Annotated in this window: 15 protein-coding genes; 12 read left to right on the forward strand and 3 right to left on the reverse strand. The window is 70.5% G+C overall.

Features of this window, described 5'->3' with window-relative positions; translation table 11 throughout:
- Nucleotides 1-47: 47 nt before the first annotated feature.
- From hrcA to dnaJ, 4 genes are all read left to right on the forward strand, one after another.
- Nucleotides 48-1,103: a heat-inducible transcriptional repressor HrcA gene (hrcA, locus tag N790_RS05400; protein ID WP_043801742.1), complete on the forward strand. Its 1,056-nt coding sequence runs from the start codon at nucleotides 48-50 to the stop codon at nucleotides 1,101-1,103.
- A 43-nt stretch (nucleotides 1,104-1,146) separates the two neighbouring features.
- Nucleotides 1,147-1,665, forward strand: coding sequence for a nucleotide exchange factor GrpE (gene grpE / locus N790_RS05405; protein ID WP_043801743.1), 519 nt, complete (start codon nucleotides 1,147-1,149; stop codon nucleotides 1,663-1,665).
- A gap of 100 nt (nucleotides 1,666-1,765) precedes the next feature.
- Nucleotides 1,766-3,679, forward strand: coding sequence for a molecular chaperone DnaK (dnaK, locus tag N790_RS05410; RefSeq protein ID WP_043801745.1), 1,914 nt, complete (start codon nucleotides 1,766-1,768; stop codon nucleotides 3,677-3,679).
- A 139-nt stretch (nucleotides 3,680-3,818) separates the two neighbouring features.
- Nucleotides 3,819-4,943 carry a molecular chaperone DnaJ gene (dnaJ, locus tag N790_RS05415; RefSeq protein ID WP_043801749.1) on the forward strand — a complete coding sequence of 375 codons (1,125 nt, stop codon included), beginning with the start codon at nucleotides 3,819-3,821 and terminating at the stop codon, nucleotides 4,941-4,943.
- A 40-nt stretch (nucleotides 4,944-4,983) separates the two neighbouring features.
- Here dnaJ and N790_RS05420 read toward each other — a convergent pair whose 3' ends face one another.
- Genes N790_RS05420 through N790_RS05430 form a run of 3 tightly spaced genes read right to left on the reverse strand, consistent with a single transcriptional unit; the run spans nucleotide 4,984 to nucleotide 8,220 of the window.
- Complete coding sequence (locus tag N790_RS05420; RefSeq protein ID WP_043801751.1) at nucleotides 4,984-5,835, reverse strand: M48 family metalloprotease; 852 nt, start codon at nucleotides 5,833-5,835, stop codon at nucleotides 4,984-4,986.
- Entirely contained in the window at nucleotides 5,832-6,374 is a 543-nt protein-coding gene (locus N790_RS05425) for an SH3 domain-containing protein (RefSeq protein WP_043801753.1), read from the reverse strand. Before N790_RS05425 ends, N790_RS05420 begins: the two co-directional genes overlap by 4 nt.
- A 13-nt stretch (nucleotides 6,375-6,387) precedes the next feature.
- The gene (locus tag N790_RS05430) at nucleotides 6,388-8,220 is read right to left on the reverse strand and encodes an adenylate/guanylate cyclase domain-containing protein (RefSeq protein ID WP_052385710.1); all 1,833 of its coding nucleotides are present in this window, start codon (nucleotides 8,218-8,220) and stop codon (nucleotides 6,388-6,390) included.
- A 74-nt stretch (nucleotides 8,221-8,294) separates the two neighbouring features.
- On the opposite strand from N790_RS05430, the gene dapB reads away from it, so the two are divergent.
- The 8 genes from dapB to prfB all read left to right on the forward strand — a co-directional run bounded on the left by dapB (nucleotide 8,295) and on the right by prfB (nucleotide 19,842).
- Nucleotides 8,295-9,029, forward strand: a complete 735-nt coding sequence (dapB, locus tag N790_RS05435; RefSeq protein ID WP_052385711.1) for a 4-hydroxy-tetrahydrodipicolinate reductase — start codon at nucleotides 8,295-8,297, stop codon at nucleotides 9,027-9,029.
- 143 nt (nucleotides 9,030-9,172) lie between these two features.
- Nucleotides 9,173-10,300, forward strand: a complete 1,128-nt coding sequence (carA, locus tag N790_RS05440) for a glutamine-hydrolyzing carbamoyl-phosphate synthase small subunit (protein ID WP_043801755.1) — start codon at nucleotides 9,173-9,175, stop codon at nucleotides 10,298-10,300.
- 23 nt (nucleotides 10,301-10,323) lie between these two features.
- Nucleotides 10,324-12,237, forward strand: a complete 1,914-nt coding sequence (locus tag N790_RS05445) for an alpha/beta hydrolase family protein (RefSeq protein WP_084062678.1) — start codon at nucleotides 10,324-10,326, stop codon at nucleotides 12,235-12,237.
- Nucleotides 12,238-12,301: 64 nt separating this feature from the next.
- Nucleotides 12,302-15,544, forward strand: a complete 3,243-nt coding sequence (gene carB / locus N790_RS05450; RefSeq protein WP_043801761.1) for a carbamoyl-phosphate synthase large subunit — start codon at nucleotides 12,302-12,304, stop codon at nucleotides 15,542-15,544.
- Complete coding sequence (gene greA, locus N790_RS05455; protein ID WP_043801762.1) at nucleotides 15,541-16,017, forward strand: transcription elongation factor GreA; 477 nt, start codon at nucleotides 15,541-15,543, stop codon at nucleotides 16,015-16,017. The genes carB and greA overlap by 4 nt, the downstream gene beginning before the upstream one ends.
- 10 nt (nucleotides 16,018-16,027) lie before the next feature.
- Entirely contained in the window at nucleotides 16,028-16,939 is a 912-nt protein-coding gene (locus N790_RS05460; RefSeq protein WP_043801764.1) for a hypothetical protein, read from the forward strand.
- Nucleotides 16,936-18,666: a single-stranded-DNA-specific exonuclease RecJ gene (gene recJ / locus N790_RS05465; protein ID WP_043801828.1), complete on the forward strand. Its 1,731-nt coding sequence runs from the start codon at nucleotides 16,936-16,938 to the stop codon at nucleotides 18,664-18,666. The genes N790_RS05460 and recJ overlap by 4 nt, the downstream gene beginning before the upstream one ends.
- Nucleotides 18,667-18,719: 53 nt before the next feature.
- Nucleotides 18,720-19,842 (forward strand): peptide chain release factor 2 gene (gene prfB, locus N790_RS05470; RefSeq protein ID WP_156969949.1). Its coding sequence is split into 2 segments (ribosomal slippage): nucleotides 18,720-18,791 and nucleotides 18,793-19,842, totalling 1,122 coding nucleotides; the frame shifts between segments, so codons are not numbered across the junction.
- Nucleotides 19,843-19,872: the final 30 nt, after the last annotated feature.

Raw genomic sequence — 19,872 nt, forward strand, 5'->3', positions numbered from 1 at the left:
GAATGCGCCGGCTTGCGCCCGGGGCATCGCGGCCTTATCTATGGCAGATGGACCTGAGCCTCGACCCGCGCGCCCGCCGCCTGCTGCGGACCCTGATTTCCCAGCACATCCGGGACGGCGAGCCCGTGGGTTCGCGCACGCTGGCCAAGCGCTCGGGGCTGGACGTGAGCCCGGCCACCATCCGCAACATCATGGCCGACCTCGAGGAAATCGGCCTGGTCTCGGCCCCGCACACCTCGGCCGGGCGCGTGCCCACGGCCCAGGGCTACCGGGTGTTCGTCGACAGCCTGCTGCAGATGAAACCGCTGCAGGACGCCGAGGTGATGCAGCTGCGCGCCCAGCTGCCGGCCGGCGCCGGCACCCAGGCCCTGCTGTCGAACACCAGCGAGCTGCTCTCGGCCATGAGCCAGTTCGTGGGCGTGGTCACCGTGCCGCAGCGCAGCCAGTTCGCCTTCCGCCACATCGACTTCGTGCCGCTCGACGGCCAGCGCATCCTGGTGATCCTGGTCTTCACCGACAACGAGGTGCAGAACCGCATCATCAGCCCGCGCCGCACCTACACCCCGTCGGAACTCGAGCAGACCGCCAACTACCTCAACGCGAACTTCGCCGGCCGCCCGCTGGCCGAGATCCGCGCCGTGCTGCTGCGCGACCTGCGCGATACCCGCAGCGAGATGGAGCGCCTGCTCTCGGCCGCGGTGGAGCTGTCGGAGCAGGCCCTGGGCGCCGCCGCCAGCCCGGCCAGCGCCGAGGACATGCTGCTGGCCGGCCAGACCCGGCTGATGGGCCTGCAGGACCTCTCCGACCTCGACCGCCTGCGCGACCTGTTCGAAGCCTTCGCCCGCAAGCGCGAGATCCTGCAGCTGCTCGACCGCACCCTGCAGGCCCAGGGCGTGCGCGTGTTCATCGGCGAGGAGACCGGCCTCGCGCCGCTCGACGCCTGCACCGTGGTCACCGCGCCCTACGGCGCCAACGGCAAGGTGCTGGGCGTGCTGGGCGTCATCGGCCCCACCCGCATGGCCTACGAGCGGGTCATCCCGATGGTCCAGGCCACGGCCGACCTGCTGGGCGCCGCCTTGAATCCCGAGCCCTCGGCCCCATAGCCTTGCCGACCCCCGCCGGACGCGGGGCAGCCACTGGAAACCCATGCACAGCGAAAACCCGACCCCGGGCGCGCAGGCGCCCGCCGACGTCCCCGACCTCGACACCGACACCCTGGGCAACGAGCTCGAGCAGCTGCGCCATGCCCTGGCCAACCTGCGCGAGGAAGCCCTGCGCGAGCGCGCCGAGCTCGACAACCAGCGCAAGCGCCTGGTCCGCGACGTCGACCAGGCCCGCCGCTTCGCCAACGAGAAGCTGCTGTCCCAGCTGCTGCCGGTGCTCGACAGCCTGGAGGCCGGCCTGGTGGCCGCCGCCGGCGAGTCCGGCCCGCTCAAGGACGGCCTGGAGCTGACCCTGCGCCAGCTGCTGAAGGTGGGCGAGGACAACGGCCTGACCCAGGTGAACCCGCAGGGCCAGGCCTTCGACCCCGAATGGCACCAGGCCATCAGCCAGCTCGCGTCCCCGGGCGCGGCGCCCGGCACGGTCGTGCAGGTGTTCCAGAAGGGCTACGCGCTCAACGAGCGCCTGCTGCGCCCGGCCCTCGTGGTGGTCGCCGCCGACTGAGCCCTTCACGGGCCTTGAACAACCCGCGGCGGGCCCCATCTTCGAACCATCCGCGGCCGCCGCCGCAACCACAGAATCCGATCCTTCAGGGAGCATCACCATGGGCAAGATCATCGGCATCGACCTGGGCACCACCAACAGCTGCGTTTCCGTGATGGAAGGCGGCGTGGCCAAGGTCATCGAGAATTCCGAGGGCGACCGCACCACGCCCTCCATCGTCGCCTTCACCAAGGACGGCGAGGTCATCGTCGGCGCCTCGGCCAAGCGCCAGGCCGTCACCAACCCCAAGAACACCTTCTACGCGGTGAAGCGCCTGATCGGCCGCAAGTTCGCCGACGCGGAAGTGAAGAAGGACCTCGACCTGGTGCCCTACGGCATCGTCGCGCACGACAACGGCGACGCCTGGGTGCAGACCGCCGATGGCAAGAAGATGGCGCCGCAGGAGATCTCCGCGCGCGTGCTCGAGAAGATGAAGAAGACCGCCGAGGCCTACCTGGGCGAGGCCGTCACCGAGGCAGTGATCACCGTCCCGGCCTACTTCAACGACAGCCAGCGCCAGGCCACCAAGGACGCCGGCCGCATCGCCGGCCTCGACGTCAAGCGCATCATCAACGAGCCCACCGCGGCCGCGCTGGCCTACGGCCTGGACAAGAAGGGCGGCGACCGCAAGATCGCCGTCTACGACCTCGGCGGCGGCACCTTCGACGTGTCCATCATCGAGATCGCCGAGATCGACGGCGAGAAGCAGTTCGAGGTGCTGGCCACCAACGGCGACACCTTCCTGGGCGGCGAAGACTTCGACAAGCGCGTCATCGACTACCTCGTCGAGGAGTTCCAGAAGGAGCAGGGCATGGACCTGCGCAAGGACCCGCTGGCCCTGCAGCGCCTGAAGGACGCGGCCGAGCGCGCCAAGATCGAGCTGTCCTCGTCGCAGCAGACCGAGGTGAACCTGCCCTACGTCACCGCCGACGCCTCGGGCCCGAAGCACCTGAACATCAAGCTCACCCGGGCCAAGCTCGAGGCGCTGGTGGAAGACCTGGTCAAGAAGACCATCGAGCCCTGCCGCGTCGCGCTCAACGACGCCGGCCTGCGCGCCAGCGAGATCTCCGACGTCATCCTGGTCGGCGGCCAGACCCGCATGCCCAAGGTGAAGGCGGCCGTGGCCGAGTTCTTCGGCAAGGAGCCGCGCCAGGACGTGAACCCCGACGAAGCCGTCGCCATCGGCGCCGCGGTGCAGGGCGGCGTGCTGGCCGGCACCGTCAAGGACGTGCTGCTGCTCGACGTCACCCCGCTGAGCCTGGGCATCGAGACCCTGGGCGGCGTGATGACCAAGATCATCGAGAAGAACACCACCATCCCGACCAAGGCCTCGCAGGTGTTCTCCACCGCCGAGGACAACCAGTCGGCCGTGACCGTGCACGTGCTGCAGGGCGAGCGCGAACAGGCCCGCTTCAACAAGTCGCTGGCCAAGTTCGACCTCAGCGGCATCGAGCCGGCGCCGCGCGGCATGCCGCAGGTGGAGGTGTCGTTCGACATCGACGCCAACGGCATCCTGCACGTGTCGGCCAAGGACAAGAAGACCGGCAAGGAGCAGAAGGTCGAGATCAAGGCCGGCTCGGGCCTGAGCGAGGAGGAGATCGCGCAGATGGTGCGCGATGCCGAGGCGCACCGCGAGGAGGACAAGAAGTTCCACGAGCTGGTGACCGCGCGCAACGCCGCCGATGGCCTCATCCACGCCACCCGCACCGCCATCACCGAGCACGGCTCGAAGGTGCCGGGCGAGCAGCTGGCCGGCATCGAGACCGCGCTGTCCGAGCTCGAGACCGCGATGAAGGGCGACGACAAGGGCCAGATCGAGGCCAAGACCAACGCCCTGCAGCAGGCCGCGCAGTCGCTTTACGCGGCGGCCGCGGCTGGCAACCAGGGCCCGCAGGACGGCGGCGACGCCGGCCCGAAGGGCAAGGCCGAGGACGTGGTGGACGCCGAGTTCACCGAGGTCAAGGACGACAAATAAGCATGTTCCCGCCGCGCTGCGCGCGGCCCGAATATGTGTCGGCGTTCGAGCCGCGCTTTGCGCGGCTCAACGCCGACGGGGCCGGGCCGCGGATGCGGCCCGAGCCACTTTCCGGGATTGATGGGTTTGGGATGGGTTGATGAGCAAGCGCGACTACTACGAAGTTCTCGGGGTTTCCCGGAGCGTGACCGAGGATGAGCTGAAGAAGGCTTACCGGCGCGCGGCCCAGAAATTCCACCCGGACCGCAACCCGGGCGACGCCGAGGCCGAGGTGCGCTTCAAGGAGGCCAAGGAGGCCTACGAAGTCCTGTCCGACGGCGGCAAGCGCCGCATGTACGACCAGCACGGCCATGCCGCTTTCGAAAATGGCATGGGCGGCGGCAACGGCGGCCCGGGTTTCGCCGACGTCAACGACATCTTCGGCGACATCTTCGGCGACATCTTCGGTGGCGGCCGCCAGCGCGGCCCGCGTCGCGGCGCCGACCTGCGCTACGTGGTCGAGCTCGACCTCGAGGAGGCGGTTTTCGGCGTCGAGAAGCGCATCGAGGTGCCCACGCTCGTGGCCTGCGAACCCTGCAAGGGCAGCGGTTCCGAGGACGGCAAGGTCGAAACCTGCAAGACCTGCGCCGGCCGCGGCCAGGTGCGCATGCAGCGCGGCATCTTCGCCGTGCAGCAGGCCTGCCCGGCCTGCGGCGGCCGCGGCCAGACCATCGCCAAGCCCTGCAAGAGCTGCCACGGCAACGGCCGGGTGCAGCAGGACAAGGTGCTGGAAGTGAAGATCCCGGCCGGCGTCGACACCGGCGACCGCATCCGCCTCGCGGGCGAGGGCGAGGCTGGCCCGCCGGGCGCGCAACCGGGCGACCTGTACGTCGAGGTGGACGTGCGCCAGCACGCCATCTTCCAGCGCGACGGCAACGACCTTTATTGCGAAGTGCCGATCCGCTTCTCGCAGGCCGCGCTGGGCGCCGACATCGTGGTGCCCACGCTGGGCGGCGAGGCGCTGATCAAGGTCCCGCACGAAACCCAGACCGGCAAGCTGTTCCGGCTGCGCGGCAAGGGCGTGAAGTCGGTGCGCGCGCACGCGCCGGGCGACCTGCTGTGCCGGGTGGTGGTGGAGACGCCGGTGAACCTCACGGCGAAGCAGCGCGAGCTGCTCAAGGATTTCGAGTCCACCTTCGAGGGCGAACACGGCGCCCGCCATTCGCCGCGCTCCAGCGGCTTCCTCGACGGCGTCAAGGCGTTCTGGGAACGCATGACCTCCTGAACAACGCGGCGCCCGGGGATCCCCGGGCGCCGTTTTCGTTTCAGGGCTGCTGCGGCCGCACCATGCGCGCCGGGGTTTCGACGTTCGCGAACGCCTCCAGCTTGTCGCCCACCACGTTCTCGAGGTGCTCGATGCGGCTGACCGAGGTGGGGTGGGTCGAGAACATCAGCGCCACGCCGGTGTCGTCGGCGTGGGTGCCGTCGAGCGTCTGCAGCACGCCGGCGAGGGCGTAGGGGTTGTAGCCACCCCGCGCGGCGATGACCATGCCACGCACGTCGGCCTGGTACTCGTCGCCCTTGTCCAGGCCGCGCACGAACACCTCGGTGCCGGCCTTGAAGGCCTTCTCGCCGAACATCTGCACCATGGTGTTGTCGCTGCGGCCCGCGGCTTCGCCGGCAAGCTCGGTGGCGAAGGCCTGGCCCATTTCCTTCTTGATGGCCTTCACCTGGTGGCGCTCGACCACGTGGGCGATTTCATGCGAGAGCACCGAGGCCAGCTCGGCCTCGTCGCGCAGGCGGTCGTACAGGCCCTGGGTGATCAGGATGGTGCCGCCGGGCAGGGCGAAGGCGTTCACGTCGGTGCTGTCCATCACGCCGAAACGCCAGGGCAGGTCGGGGCGTTCGGTCTGCAGGGCCAGCCACAGGCCGATGCGGTTCACGTACTGCTGCAGGGCCTGGTCGCGCACCAGCGGGCGGGCGCCCAGCAGGTTCGCGGCGATGCCGCGGCCGAGCTCGATTTCCTGCTCGTCGGTGATGGGCGCGGTGGCGTCGGCGGCCTTCTTGCCGAGGCCGAACAGGCGCTCGGCGTCGCCGAGGCGGCTGAAGGCGGCCGCGGGCGCGGCCAGGGCGATCGCCAGCGCGGCGACCAAGGCACGGTTGCGGGTACGGTTCATCGCTGCTTCCTCCGGCCGCCGCGGCCTTCCTTGAGGTAATCCACCTTCTGGGCCGAGAGGCCACCGGTCATGGCGAACAGGCGGGCGTCGTCGGTAGAGGCGGCCAGGGTCTCGAGCATCTCGACTTCCGACATGGCCGGGTAGGCGCCGCGCAGGATGTCGGGCGAGAGGCCCTTCACGCCGGTGGTGACCGCGCCGCCGCTGGAGCCGGTCTGGAAGACCGCCGCCAGCGAATTGCCGCCGCCGGCGGCCTTGCCGTCGGCGGTGCCGGTGCGCAGGTTGAGGATGCGCACCCAGCCGGCGGCGCCGGCCGGGGTTTTGACGCCGGCCCAGGCGCCCTTGCGTTCGGTGATGTCCACCGATTCCTTGGCGGCCAGGCGACCCACCACGCCGGCCGAGCCCAGGGGCTCGCTGCGCAGTTCGGTGGGCTTGAGCACGGTGCCGGACTCGGCCAGCGCGGCGCCTGCCGCCAGCACGGCGGCCAGGGCCAGCACCAGCGGCGCGTGGCGCCGGGCGGATGGGGGGTTGGGGTGTCGCATCGCGGGTTCCTCCTCAGGATGCATCGTCGGCTCGTTCGGGTTCGTACAGGTCCACGGGCTGTTCCCGGCCCTTGACCTTGAACTGCCCCCGATGGGTAAAACGCAATTCTGCGCTGCCGGCGCACGCGTCGCGTGTGCTGTTCGACACAAGCACCCGGGCCACGCCCTTGGTGGTGCCCTCGATGCGGCTGCCCAGGTTCACGGTGTCGCCGATGGCGGTGTACTCCATCCGGCTGTCGCTGCCCAGGAAACCCACCACGGCCGGGCCGGTGTGCAGGCCGATGCCTATGTCGAAATCGCCCAGGCCCTCGTCGCGCCCGGCCAGTTCGCGCTTGAACTCGTCCAGGGCCTCGAGCATGTCCAGCGCGGCGTTCACGGCCCGGCGGGCGTGGTCGGGGCTCTCGGTAGGGGCGTTCCAGAAGGCCATGACGGCGTCGCCGATGAACTTGTCCAGGGTGCCGCCGTGGCGGTAGATCACCTCGACCTGGCGGGTGAAATAGCGGTTGAGCAGGTCCACCACCTGCTCCGGGCTGCGGGTTTCGGAAAGCGTGGTGAAGCCGCGGATGTCCGAGAACAGGATGGTGATCTCGCGGGCTTCGGGGCGGCGCTCGCGGTCGAGTTCGCCGCTTTCGACCAGGCCTTTCACCACGCGCGGGTCGAGGAAGCGGCCGAACAGGCCCACGGTGGCCTCGCGCTCCCGGCGCTCGCGGCGCTGGCCCTCGACGGTGAACACCGCGAAGGCCACCCAGCCCAGCAGCAGGGCGGCGCCCACGGGGGCGTACAGGTTGGCCCGGAACAGCGCCCAGGCCGCCAGCACCAGGAGGGCGCTGGCCAGGCCCAGGCCCAGGCCGGTGCGCACCGGGCTGGCGCGGCGCCGGAAGGCCACCACCACCGCGGCCGACAGCAGCAGGGCCAGCGGCCAGCGGCTGGGCAGGTCGCGCAGCCAGTCGCCGGCGCGCAGGTTGGCGATGGCGGTGGTGAGGATGTGCACGCCGGGCGTGCCGGTGGCGACAGGCGTGGGGCGCAGGTCGAACAGGCTGGGCGCGGTCGGGGCGATGAGCAGGATCTTGCCGCGCAGGGTCGGGGCGATGCGCGGCTCGCGCTGGCCCAGGTCGTGGAAGAGGTCGACGAACGAAATCGTCTTCGGCGCCTGGCCGAACCAGTGCAGGCGGAGGGTTTCCTGGTCGGGCAGGGTGGCGCCCGTGAAGGCGGCGACGTTGGGCGCCATCCAGCCCAGCCGCCAGCCGCCGATCTCCTTCCAGAGCCGGTAGTGGCGGCCGGTGCCGTCGTCGTCGGCCTCGAAGTTGATCAGGCCGCCGCGCCAGCTGGTTTCGTCCAGCACCAGCGGCACCAGCAAGGTCGCGGCGGCGTCGGGATCGGCACCCGGGCCGCGCACGGCGCCGAAGGAGGGCGGCAGCCGCGACAGCGGCGCGAGGTTGCCGCTGTCCATCAGGGCCGAGGGCATGAACAGGTTGTCCTGCGCTGCCACGACATCCTTGAAATAGGCGTCGCTCTCGCCGCCGAACACGTCGGCCTCGTTGAACATCAGGTCGAAGGCGATGGCCTTGGGTTCGAAGGGCGCCAGGCCCTCGAGCAGTTCGCCGTGGATGGCGCGCGGCCAGGGCCAGGAGCCGGCTTCCTCCAGCATCAGTTCCAGGCTGCGCTGGTCGATGCCGATCACCACGATGTCGTCGGGAGGCAGGCGCGAAGCGGCGTGGCGGGCCAGCAGCCAGTCGCCCAGGCGGTGGTCGGCGCGCTCGAGCAGGCCGGAAAGCTGCAGCGCCAGCGCGATCGCCGCCAGCACCAGCAAGGGCAGCCGGACCGACACCTGCTTGTTTCCCGCCATGCGTTCCCCCCGTCGCGACCGCCCCGAGTGTAGCGTTTGCCAGTGCCGGCGGGTTTCCGCTAGCGTGGGCGCCGATGAACCTTTCGCCCCTCCGCATCTTCGTGCACGGCGCCTCCGGGCGCATGGGCCGCGCCCTGCTGCGGCTCGCGCCCGAGCGCAGCGACCTGGTGCTGGTCGCCGCCGCCACCCGCGCCGGCGCGCCGCTTCCGGAAGCACCGGGGCTGCCGGTGCTGGCCACCTCGGCGCTGGACGCCGCGCCCGTCTTCGACCTGGCCATCGACTTCAGCCTGCCCGAAGCCTTCGACGGCATCCTGGGCCTGTGCCGGCGCCGCGGCGTGGGCCTGGTGAGCGGCACCACGGGGCTGTCGGAGGCCCAGTTCGAGGCCTTCAACGCCCTGTCGGAGCGGCAGGCGGTGCTGTGGTCGGCGAATTTCAGCATCGGCGTGGCCGTGCTGCGGGCGCTGGTGCAGCGGGCAGCCGCGGCGGTGCCGGGCTGGGACGCCGACGTGGTCGAGTCGCACCACGTGCACAAGAAGGACGCGCCCTCGGGCACGGCGCTGCTGCTGGGCGCGGCGGTGGAAGCCGGCCGGGGCAGGGCGCCGCACTATGCCTCGCTGCGCGCCGGCGACATCGTCGGCGAGCACCTGGTGCAGCTCACCGGGCCGGGCGAGCGCCTGGAACTGGCCCACCGCGCCACCAGCCGCGACATCTTCGCCCGCGGCGCGCTGGAAGCGGCGGCGCGCGTGGCCCGGCTGGGCCCGGGCAGGCACGATTTCGGCGCGCTGCTGCTGGCCGAGCCCCGGGCCTGAACGAAGGCCGCGTTTCCCTTTTGGGCCCGGTGCCGCTAAAATTCCGGCTCGCCTGAACCCTCACCCGCACGGACCTGGTTTCGCCCAGTCCGCGGGTGCTCGCACATCCAGCGAACGGGTTCCCCCATGCAAGGCGATAGCCCGTGACCCATCCCGCAATCCTCGCGCTCGAAGACGGCACCGTGTTCGAGGGCGTTTCCGTAGGCGCGCCCGGCACCAGCGTCGGCGAAGTGGTGTTCAACACCGCCATGACCGGCTACCAGGAGATCGTCACCGATCCTTCCTACGCCCGCCAGCTGGTCACCCTGACTTACCCCCACGTCGGCAACACCGGCTGCACCGCGCAGGACGACGAGGCCGAGCGCCCCTGGGCCGCCGGCCTGATCGTGCGCGACGTGCCGCGCCGCCCCAGCAACTGGCGCAGCCAGGCGCCGCTGCCGGAATGGCTGGCGGCGCGCGGCGTGGTCGCCATCGCCGGCCTCGACACCCGCAAGCTCACCCGCCTGCTGCGCGACCGCGGCGCCCAGAACGGCTGCCTGATGGCCGGCGAGGCCATCGACCGCGACCAGGCGGTGGAGCTGGCGCGCAAGTTCCCGGGCCTGAAGGGCATGGACCTGGCCAAGGAAGTCTGCACCCGCGAGCGCTACAGCTGGACCGAGGGCCAGCTCGACCTCGACGCCGACGCCTTCGTGCGCGCCGAGCCGCGTTTCCACGTGGTGGCCTACGACTTCGGCGTGAAGCGCAACATCCTGCGCATGCTGGCCGAGCGTGGCTGCCGCGTCACCGTGGTGCCGGCGCAGACGCCGTTCGCGCAGGTGCTGGCCGAAAACCCGGACGGCGTGTTCCTGTCCAACGGCCCCGGCGACCCGGCGCCCTGCGACTACGCCATCGCCGCCATCCGCGAGGCCCTGGCGGCGAAGCTGCCGGTGTTCGGCATCTGCCTGGGCCACCAGCTGCTGGCCCTGGCCGCCGGCGCCAACACGCTGAAGATGAAGTTCGGCCACCACGGCGCCAACCACCCGGTGATCGACCTCGACAGCAAGCGGGTCATGATCACCAGCCAGAACCACGGTTTCGCCGTGGACGAGGCCAGCCTGCCGGCCAACGTGCGGGTCACCCACCGCTCGCTGTTCGACGGTTCCAACCAGGGCATCGAACTCACCGATGCCCCGGCCTTCAGCTTCCAGGGCCACCCGGAAGCCAGCCCCGGCCCGCGCGACGTGGCGGGGCTGTTCGACAAGTTCGTCGACATGATGTCGGCGCGTAAGTAAACCACCCTGGGGAGAGGGTAACGATGATGAAGTTCAGGATGTTCGAGCTGGTCGCGCTGCTGGCGCTGATGCCGGCACTGGCCGCTGCCGAGGGCACGCAGGTGCCGCTGGGCGATTTCTTCAAGGACCCGGAGTTCACCTCGGTGTCGCTGTCGCCGACCGGCGAGTACATCACCGTCTCGGTGCCGCAGGGCGACCGGACCGTGCTGGCCGCCTTCCGCGTCGACGGCATGCAGCTGGTCGGCAAGTGGGACTACGGCGAGAAGCGCCACATCGACCGCGTCGAATGGGTCAACGACGAGCGCTTCTTCATGTACGTCTCGCGCAAGGTCGGCCGCTTCGACGCGCGCGTGGGCAACCCCGACGTGTACGCCAGCAACGTCGACGGCTCCAAGCGCATGGACGTGCCCAACGGCGGCACCTACTTCATCGTCGACAAGACCTGGGACGACCCGGCCAACATCCTGGTCGTGCGCTCGGTCGACTCGGCCTTCCTGTCCAAGCTCAACGTCAACACCGGCCGCGTGACGACCGTCGCCAGCGCGCCGCTGCGCATGGGCACCTTCATCCTCGACCACGAGGGCGAGGTGCGTTATGCCGTGGGCCAGGACGAGGAAGGCGTGCGCGTCACCCTGCGCCGCAAGGGCGAGGGCTGGGACGTGCTGGGCCGCGCCAAGCTGGGCGACGCCATCCGCACGCCGCTGGGCTTCGACGCCGAGAACAAGCGCGTGATCTTCTCCAAGAGCGACAAGGGCGAACCCGCGCGCCTGGTGCTGGCCGACCCGGCCGGCGGCGAGGAGACCCTGCTCTCGCGCAACCCGAACGTGGACCCGATCGGCTACCTGGCCAGCAGCGACGAGCGCCACCTGCTGGCCATCGCCTACATGGACGGCACCCCGGGTTACGACTTCATCAACCCGGACCACCCGGAGTCGAAGACCTACGCCGGCCTGATCAACGCCTTCCCGCAGCACGCGGTGCGCTTCGACGGCATCAGCCGCGACGGCCGCCTGGTGCTGTTCCGCACCTACAGCGACGTGGACCCGGGCGCCTACTACCTGTTCGACCGCAAGACCTCGCGCGCCCAGTTCCTGCTGGCCTCGCGCGACTGGATCAAGCCCGAGCAGATGTCGCCGATGCAGCCGATCACGGTGACCGCGCGCGACGGCCGCAAGCTGCATGGCTACCTCACCGTGCCGGCGCACACCGACGGCCGCGACCTGCCGCTCATCCTGCACCCGCACGGCGGCCCGCACGGCCCGCGCGACGAGTGGGGCTTCAACCCCGACGTGCAGTTCCTGGCCAGCCGCGGCTACGCCGTGCTGCAGATCAACTTCCGCGGCTCGGGCGGCTACGGCGACGAATTCGAGGGCACCGGTTACCGCAACTGGGGCACCACGATGATCGACGACATGACCGACGCCGTGAACTGGGTGGTCGGGCAGGGCGTCGCCGACAAGAACCGCATCTGCACCTACGGCGCGTCCTACGGCGGTTACGCCGCGCTGCAGAGCGTGGTTCGCGAGCCGGACCTGTACCGCTGCGCCGTCGGTTACGTCGGCCTGTACAACATGTCGCTGTGGATGAAGGACAGCGACGTGGCCGAGAGCGAGTGGGGCCGCAACTACCAGCGCGACGTGTTCCCGGATTCCGAGTCCGGCCGCGCCGCGCAGTCGCCGGCCTTCAACGTCGACCGCATCAAGGCCGCGGTGATGCTGGTGCATGGCGCCAAGGACCCGCGCGTGCCGATCTCGCAGTACGACTTCCTGCTCGACCGCTTGCAGAAGGCCGGCAAGCCGCCGGAAGTGACCATCGTCGAGGAGAAGGAAGGCCACGGCTTCTACGACTACGACAACCAGGTCGAGCTCTACACCGCCCTGGAAGCCTTCCTCGGCAAGCACATCGGCAACCCGCGCGCCGCCACCGGCGCGCCCTGAAGCACCGGCGCCCGCCGCCCCGGCGGGCGCCAACCCCCACGAACACCCCGGACGAACCAAGGCCATGCCCAAGCGCACAGACATCAAGACCATCCTGATCATCGGCGCCGGTCCGATCGTCATCGGCCAGGCCTGCGAGTTCGACTACTCCGGCGCCCAGGCCTGCAAGGCCCTGCGCGACGAGGGTTACCGGGTGGTGCTGGTGAACTCGAACCCGGCCACGATCATGACCGACCCGGAGATGGCCGACGCCGTCTACATCGAGCCGATCAACCCGGCCACGGTCGAGCGCATCATCGCCAAGGAAAGGCCCGACGCGCTGCTGCCCACCATGGGCGGACAGACCGCGCTCAACTGCGCGCTGGACCTGGCGGACGCCGGCGTGCTCGACAAGTACAACGTCGAGCTGATTGGCGCCAAGCGCGAAGCCATCCGCATGGCCGAGGACCGCGAGCTGTTCCGCGTCGCGATGCGCGAGATCGGCCTCGAATGCCCCAAGGCCGAAGTCGCGCGCACGCTCGACGAAGCCATCCGCATCCAGGCCACGGTGGGCTACCCCACCATCATCCGCCCCAGCTTCACCCTGGGCGGCAGCGGCGGCGGCATCGCCTACAACCGCGAGGAGCTGGTGGAAATCGTCACCCGCGGCCTCGAGCTCTCGCCCACCAGCGAAGTGCTGGTCGAGGAGTCGGTGCTGGGCTGGAAGGAATTCGAGATGGAGGTGGTGCGCGACACCGCCGACAACTGCATCATCGTCTGCTCCATCGAGAACCTCGACCCGATGGGCGTGCACACCGGTGATTCCATCACGGTCGCCCCGGCGCAGACGCTCACCGACAAGGAATACCAGCGCCTGCGCGACGCCTCCATCGCCGTGCTGCGCAAAATCGGCGTGGACACCGGCGGCTCGAACGTGCAGTTCGGCATCAACGCCCAGAACGGCCGCGTGGTCGTGATCGAGATGAACCCGCGCGTGTCGCGTTCCTCGGCGCTGGCCTCGAAGGCCACCGGCTTCCCGATCGCCAAGATCGCCGCCAAGCTGGCGGTCGGCTACACGCTCGACGAGCTGCGCAACGACATCACCGGCGGCGCCACCCCGGCTTCGTTCGAGCCGACCATCGACTACGTGGTCACCAAGATCCCGCGCTTCGCCTTCGAGAAGTTCCCGGCCGCCGACGCCCGCCTGACCACCCAGATGAAGTCGGTGGGCGAAGTAATGGCCATCGGCCGCACCTTCCAGGAATCCATGCAGAAGGCCCTGCGTGGCCTGGAGACCGGCAAGTGCGGCTTCGACCCGACCGGCGACGCCGGCCGCGGCGAGGAAGGCCTGGTCAAGATCCGCCGCGAGCTCAAGGAGCCGGGCCCGGAGCGCCTGTTCCAGGTGGCCGAGGCCTTCCGCGCCGGCCTGAGCGTGGAAGACGTGTACGGCCTGAGCTTCATCGACCCCTGGTTCCTGGACCAGATCGAGGAAATCATCGCCGCCGAGAAGGCCGTGGCCGCCGGCGGCCTGGCCGGCCTGGACGCGTCGCGCCTGCGCGAGCTCAAGCGCATGGGCTTCTCCGACGCGCGCCTGGCCCAGCTGGCCGGCACCGACGAAAGCGCCGTGCGCGCCCTGCGCCGCGCCTTCGGCGTGCGCCCGGTGTACAAGCGCGTGGACAGCTGCGGCGCCGAGTTCGCCACCTCCACCGCCTACCTGTATTCGACCTACGAGGACGAGTGCGAGGCCGAGCCCAGCGGCCGCGACAAGATCATGGTGCTCGGCGGCGGCCCCAACCGCATCGGCCAGGGCATCGAGTTCGACTACTGCTGCGTGCACGCCGCGCTCGCCCTGCGCGAGGACGGCTACGAAACCATCATGGTCAACTGCAACCCGGAGACCGTGTCCACCGACTACGACACCTCCGACCGCCTGTACTTCGAACCGGTGACGCTCGAGGACGTGCTGGAGATCGTCGAGGTCGAGAAGCCCAAGGGCGTGATCGTGCAGTACGGCGGCCAGACCCCGCTCAAGCTCTCGCGCGCGCTCGAGGCCGCCGGCGTGCCCATCATCGGCACCAGCCCGGACAGCATCGACCTGGCCGAGGACCGCGAGCGCTTCCAGAAGCTGGTCGAGGAACTGGGCCTGCTGCAGCCGCCGAACCGCACCGCCCGCAACGCCGAGCAGGCCATCGCCCTGGCCAACGAGATCGGCTACCCGCTGGTGGTGCGCCCGAGCTACGTGCTGGGCGGCCGCGCCATGGAGATCGTCTATTCCGACGCCGACCTCTCGCGCTACATCCGCGAGGCGGTGCAGGTGTCGAACGATTCGCCGGTGCTGCTCGACCGCTTCCTCGACAACGCGGTCGAGGTGGACGTGGACATCATCGCCGACGCCGAGGGCAACGTGCTGGTGGGCGGCATCATGGAGCACATCGAGGAAGCCGGCGTGCACTCGGGCGACTCCTCCTGCTCGCTGCCGCCGTATTCGCTGCCGGCCAACGTGCAGGACAAGCTGCGCGTGCAGGTGGCCCAGCTCGCCCGCGCGCTGAAGGTGGTGGGCCTGATGAACACCCAGTTCGCCATCCACATGGACGAACACGGCGGCGACACCATCTACCTGCTGGAAGTGAACCCGCGCGCCTCGCGCACGGTGCCCTTCGTGTCCAAGGCCATCGGCGTGCCGCTGGCGAAGATCGCCGCGCGCTGCATGGCCGGCAAGACCCTGGCCCAGCAGGGCGCCACGAAGGAGATCGTGCCGGACTACTACTCGGTCAAGGAAGCGATCTTCCCCTTCGCCAAGTTCCAGAACGTCGACCCGATCCTCGGCCCCGAGATGCGCTCCACGGGCGAGGTGATGGGCGTGGGCCGCACCTTCGCCGAGGCCTTCGGCCGCGCCGAGGAAGCCGCCAACATCAAGGCACCAGTGCCGGGCAAGGCCTTCCTGTCGGTGCGCGACCCGGACAAGAAGCGCCTGCTGCCGGTGGCCACCGACCTGGTCGAGCGCGGCTACACGCTGGTGGCCACCGAGGGCACCGCGAAGTTCCTGGGCGAGCAGGGCATCGCCTGCGAGCGCATCAACAAGGTCATCGAAGGCCGCCCGCACATCGTCGACCTGATCAAGAACGGCGAGATCAGCTACATTGTGAACACGACCGAGGGCAAGCAGGCCATCGCCGACTCGTTTTCGATCCGGCGCGAGGCGCTGCAGCACCGCGTCACGTATTCCACCACCATCCCGGGCGCGCGCGCCCTGATCCGCGGCACCGACACCCGTGACAACCCCCGGGTCTGGTCGCTGCAGGAACTGCACAAGGAGCTTCACGGATGAGAGCCCCCTTGACCACCAAGGGCGCCACGCGCCTCAGGGAAGAGCTCGAGCACCTCAAGTCGGTCAAGCGGCCGGCGGTGATCAACGCCATCGCCGAGGCGCGGGCCCACGGCGACCTGAAGGAAAACGCCGAGTACCACGCCGCCCGCGAGCAGCAGGGCTTCATCGAGGGCCGCATCCAGGAGCTGGAGTACGTGCTTTCGCACGCCCAGCTGATCGACGTGGCCAGCCTCAACGCCGGCAGCCGCGTGGTGTTCGGCGCCACCGTCGAACTGGCCGATTGCGACACCGGCGACGAGGTGACCTACCAGATCGTGGGTGACCTGGAAGCCGACATCAAGCAGGGCCTGATCTCGATTTCCTCGCCGCTGGCGCGCGCGCTGATCGGCAAGCACGAGGGCGACACCGTCACCATCCAGGCGCCGGCCGGCGCCCGCGACTACGACATCGTCGGCGTGCGCTACGAGGGCTGAGGCCCGCCCGATGCCCGCCATCGAGGCCGCGCCCGCCGTCGTCCTGCTCTTGCCCGAACGCCGGCGTTTCGCCGGCCAGCCCCTGTCGCCCACCGTGGCGCGCGCGCTCGCCCGCGGCGACCGGGCGCCCGATGCCGACGCCGGCGAAACGGCGCAACTGCAGCGCTGGTTCGACCTGCTGCCGCGCGGCTGGCCATTGGCGGCCATCACCCGGCAGCGCGACGCCGGCGACGCCGCCGGCCAGGCCTGGCTGCGCGCCGACCCGGCCTTCGTGCGCCCGGACATGACCGGTGCGCGCGTGATGGCCATTGGCGACCTCGGCCTTTCGCGCGAGGAAGCCGACGCGCTGCTGGCTGGACTGCGGCCGCTGTTCGGCGACGCCGGCTTCTCGCTCAGTGCGCCGGATCCCGCGCGCTGGTACCTGGCGCTGCCCGCCGGCGCCGCGCTGCCGGCGTTTTCACCGCCGGAAGCGGCGCTGGGCGACGACCTCTTCCTGCACCTGCCGGAGGGCCCCGAAGGCCGTCGCTGGCGCGCCCTGCTCAACGAGGCGCAGGTGCTGCTGCACCACCATCCCGTCAATGCCGCCCGCATCGCGGCGGGCCGCGTGCCGGCCAACAGCCTGTGCTTCTGGGGCGCGGGGCGCCTGCCTGACCGCGTGCGCGGCCGGGTGGCGAAGGTCGCCAGCGACGACGCCACGCTGGCGTCGCTGGCGGCGCTGGCCACGGAAACGGCGGGCGAGGGCACCTTGCTGGACCTGCGCGCGGCGCGCGAGTGGTTGCCGGTGGAGACATGCCTGCTCGAATCACTGGCGTCCGCCGGCGGCGGCACGGTGCAGCTCGACTTCGCGGACGGCGCGGGCTGGACGCTGCGCGCCGGGCAGCGCTGGCGCCTGTGGCGCCGGCCGCTGGTGGCCCTGGCATGACGCCCGCACCGCTGCGCATCGTGCGCCGCGCGGTGCCGCCGCACGGCCCCTGGCCGGACGCGGTGCCGCCGGTGCTGCAGCGCGTGTACGCCGCGCGCGGCGTGCTCGATCCTTCGCAGGGCGAACTGAAGCTGGCGCGCCTGCTGCCGCCCGAATCGCTGGGCCGGGTGGCGCAGGCGGCGGCGCTGCTGGCCGACGCCATCGCCCGCGATGCGCATATCGTCGTGGTCGGCGACTTCGACTGCGACGGCGCCACCGGCACCGCCGTGGCCGTGCGCGGCCTGCGCCTGCTGGGCGCGAAGCGGGTCAGTTACCAGGTGCCGCACCGCGTCACGCACGGCTACGGGCTCACGCCGGGCCTGGTCGAACACCTGCGCGCACTGTCGCCCGACCTGGTGCTCACCGTGGACAGCGGCATCGCCTGCCACGCCGGCATCGCCGCGGCCAAGGCCAGCGGCTGGCAGGTGCTGGTCACCGACCACCATCTTCCAGGCGAAACGCTGCCGCCGGCGGACGTCATCGTCGACCCGAACCTCGGCGACGACGCCTTCCCCAGCAAGGCGCTGGCCGGCGTGGGCGTGGTGTTCTACCTGCTGCTGGCGCTGCGCCGGCACCTGCGCGAGGCCGGCGCGTTCGACGGGCCCGAGCCGGACCTTTCGGCCTTGCTCGACCTCGTCGCCGTGGGCACCGTCGCCGACCTGGTGCCTCTGGATTTCAACAACCGCCTGCTGGTGTCGGCCGGCTTGCGCCGCCTGCGCCAGGGCCTGGGCCAGCCCGGCCTGCGCGCGCTGATCGAACTCGCCGGCCGCGACGCGTCCACGCTCACGGCCTCGGACATCGGCTTCGCCATCGGCCCGCGCCTCAACGCCGCCGGCCGGCTCGAGGACATGGCGCTGGGCATCGAGTGCCTGCTCTGCGACGACCCGGCGCGCGCCCGTGAACTGGCCAGCGTGCTCGACCGCATCAACGCCGAGCGCAAGGACCTGCAGCAGCAGATGGTGGACGCCGCCGAGGCGCTGGTCGCCGGGCTGCCGCTGGGCGAGGGCGCGCTGCCGCCGGTGCTGTGCCTGCACGACGACGGCTGGCATCCCGGCGTGGTCGGCCTGGTGGCCTCGCGCCTGAAGGACCGCCTGCACCGCCCGGTGCTGGCGCTGGCGCCGTCGGAACCCGGCAGCACGCTGCTCAAGGGCTCGGCGCGCTCGATCCCGGGCCTGCACCTGCGCGACGCGCTGGCCGCGGTCGATGCCCGCCATCCCGGCCTGATCGAACGCTTCGGCGGCCACGCCATGGCAGCCGGCCTGAGCCTGGAAGCCGCGGGCCTGGCGCAGTTCCGCGCCGCGCTCGAAGCCGAAGTGGCCCGCCACCTGAGCCCCGAACTGCTGCGCTCGGAGCTGGCCAGCGACGGCGAGCTGGCGCCGTCGGAACACAGCCGCGAACTGGCCGACCAGCTGCGCCTGGCCGGGCCCTGGGGACAGGGGTTCCCGGAGCCGGTGTTCGACGGCGTGTTCCGGGTGGCGTCCTGGCGCCGGGTCGGGGAGCGCCACCTGAAACTGGCGCTGCAGCCCGAGGCCGGCGGCGGCGAACTGTCCGCCATCCACTTCGGCGGCTGGACCGGGCTGGCGCCTGCGGGCCGCGTGCACGTGGCCTACCAGCTCGAACCCGACGACTGGAACGGCCGCCGCGGCGTGCAGCTGCTGGTCCGCCACCTCGCGCCGGCGCCCGCCTGAAATGCGCGGGTGGTATCATTCGCGGCCTTTCCCACGACCAACCGCGGAAGACCATGGAACTCAATCCCGTCCGCCAGCGCATCGCCGACCTCCGGGGCCGGCTGGATTCGCTCAGGGGGTATCTTTGACTTCGACCTCAAGGTCGAACGTCTCGAGGAAGTAAACCGGGAGCTGGAAAGCCCCGACGTCTGGAACGACCCCGAACGCGCCCAGGGCCTGGGCCGCGAGCGCTCCGCGCTCGAGAAGGTGGTCAACGGCATCCGCGGCCTCACCGACGGCCTCGCCGGCGCCAGCGAGCTGCTTGAGCTGGCGGAAATGGAAAACGACGAGGACACCGCGTCCGCGGTCGTCGACGACGTCGAGAAGTACGGCCGCGAGGTCGACAAGCTCGAGTTCCAGCGGATGTTCTCCGGCAAGATGGACTCGGCCAACGCCTTCGTCGACATCCAGGCCGGCGCCGGCGGCACCGAGGCCCAGGACTGGGCCGAGATGCTGCTGCGCATGTACCTGCGCTGGTGCGAATCGCGCGGCTGGAAGACCGAGCTGATGGAAGTCAGCGGCGGCGAAGTGGCCGGCATCAAGTCCGCCACCTTCCGCGTCGAGGGCGACTTCGCCTACGGCTGGCTCAAGACCGAGACCGGCGTGCACCGCCTGGTGCGCAAGTCGCCGTTCGATTCCGACAACCGCCGGCACACCAGCTTCACCTCGGTGTTCGTGTCGCCGGAAGTCGACGACAACATCGACATCACCATCAACCCGGCCGACCTCAAGACCGACGTCTACCGCTCGTCCGGCGCCGGCGGCCAGCACGTGAACAAGACCGAGTCGGCGGTGCGCATCACGCACGTGCCCACCGGCATCGTGGTGGCCTGCCAGACCGGCCGCAGCCAGCATTCGAACCGCGACACCGCGATGAAGATGCTCGCCGCCAAGCTCTACGAGCTCGAGATCCAGAAGCGCAACGCCGAGAAGGACGCGGTGGAAGCCACCAAGTCCGACATCGGCTGGGGCAGCCAGATCCGCAACTACGTGCTCGACCAGAGCCGCATCAAGGACCTGCGCACCGGCATCGAACGCTCCGACACCCAGAAGGTGCTCGACGGCGACCTGGACGAATTCATCGAAGCCAGCCTCAAGGCCGGCCTGGAAGTCGGCGCGAAACGCACCGACGCCTGAGCCCCCGCGCCCCACTTCCCACGAACGACA

It is taken from the genome of Arenimonas malthae CC-JY-1 (assembly GCF_000747075.1).
Taxonomy (GTDB): domain Bacteria; phylum Pseudomonadota; class Gammaproteobacteria; order Xanthomonadales; family Xanthomonadaceae; genus Arenimonas; species Arenimonas malthae.

What these genes read in the sequence shown, in the direction of transcription:
- hrcA (WP_043801742.1), top strand. Translation starts at nt 48, where the DNA reads ATGGACCTGAGCCTCGACCCGCGCGCCCGCCGCCTGCTGCGGACCCTG.
- grpE (WP_043801743.1), top strand. Translation starts at nt 1,147, where the DNA reads ATGCACAGCGAAAACCCGACCCCGGGCGCGCAGGCGCCCGCCGACGTC.
- dnaK (WP_043801745.1), top strand. Translation starts at nt 1,766, where the DNA reads ATGGGCAAGATCATCGGCATCGACCTGGGCACCACCAACAGCTGCGTT.
- dnaJ (WP_043801749.1), top strand. Translation starts at nt 3,819, where the DNA reads ATGAGCAAGCGCGACTACTACGAAGTTCTCGGGGTTTCCCGGAGCGTG.
- N790_RS05420 (WP_043801751.1), bottom strand. Translation starts at nt 5,835, where the DNA reads ATGAACCGTACCCGCAACCGTGCCTTGGTCGCCGCGCTGGCGATCGCC.
- N790_RS05425 (WP_043801753.1), bottom strand. Translation starts at nt 6,374, where the DNA reads ATGCGACACCCCAACCCCCCATCCGCCCGGCGCCACGCGCCGCTGGTG.
- N790_RS05430 (WP_052385710.1), bottom strand. Translation starts at nt 8,220, where the DNA reads ATGGCGGGAAACAAGCAGGTGTCGGTCCGGCTGCCCTTGCTGGTGCTG.
- dapB (WP_052385711.1), top strand. Translation starts at nt 8,295, where the DNA reads ATGAACCTTTCGCCCCTCCGCATCTTCGTGCACGGCGCCTCCGGGCGC.
- N790_RS05445 (WP_084062678.1), top strand. Translation starts at nt 10,324, where the DNA reads ATGATGAAGTTCAGGATGTTCGAGCTGGTCGCGCTGCTGGCGCTGATG.
- carB (WP_043801761.1), top strand. Translation starts at nt 12,302, where the DNA reads ATGCCCAAGCGCACAGACATCAAGACCATCCTGATCATCGGCGCCGGT.
- greA (WP_043801762.1), top strand. Translation starts at nt 15,541, where the DNA reads ATGAGAGCCCCCTTGACCACCAAGGGCGCCACGCGCCTCAGGGAAGAG.
- N790_RS05460 (WP_043801764.1), top strand. Translation starts at nt 16,028, where the DNA reads ATGCCCGCCATCGAGGCCGCGCCCGCCGTCGTCCTGCTCTTGCCCGAA.
- recJ (WP_043801828.1), top strand. Translation starts at nt 16,936, where the DNA reads ATGACGCCCGCACCGCTGCGCATCGTGCGCCGCGCGGTGCCGCCGCAC.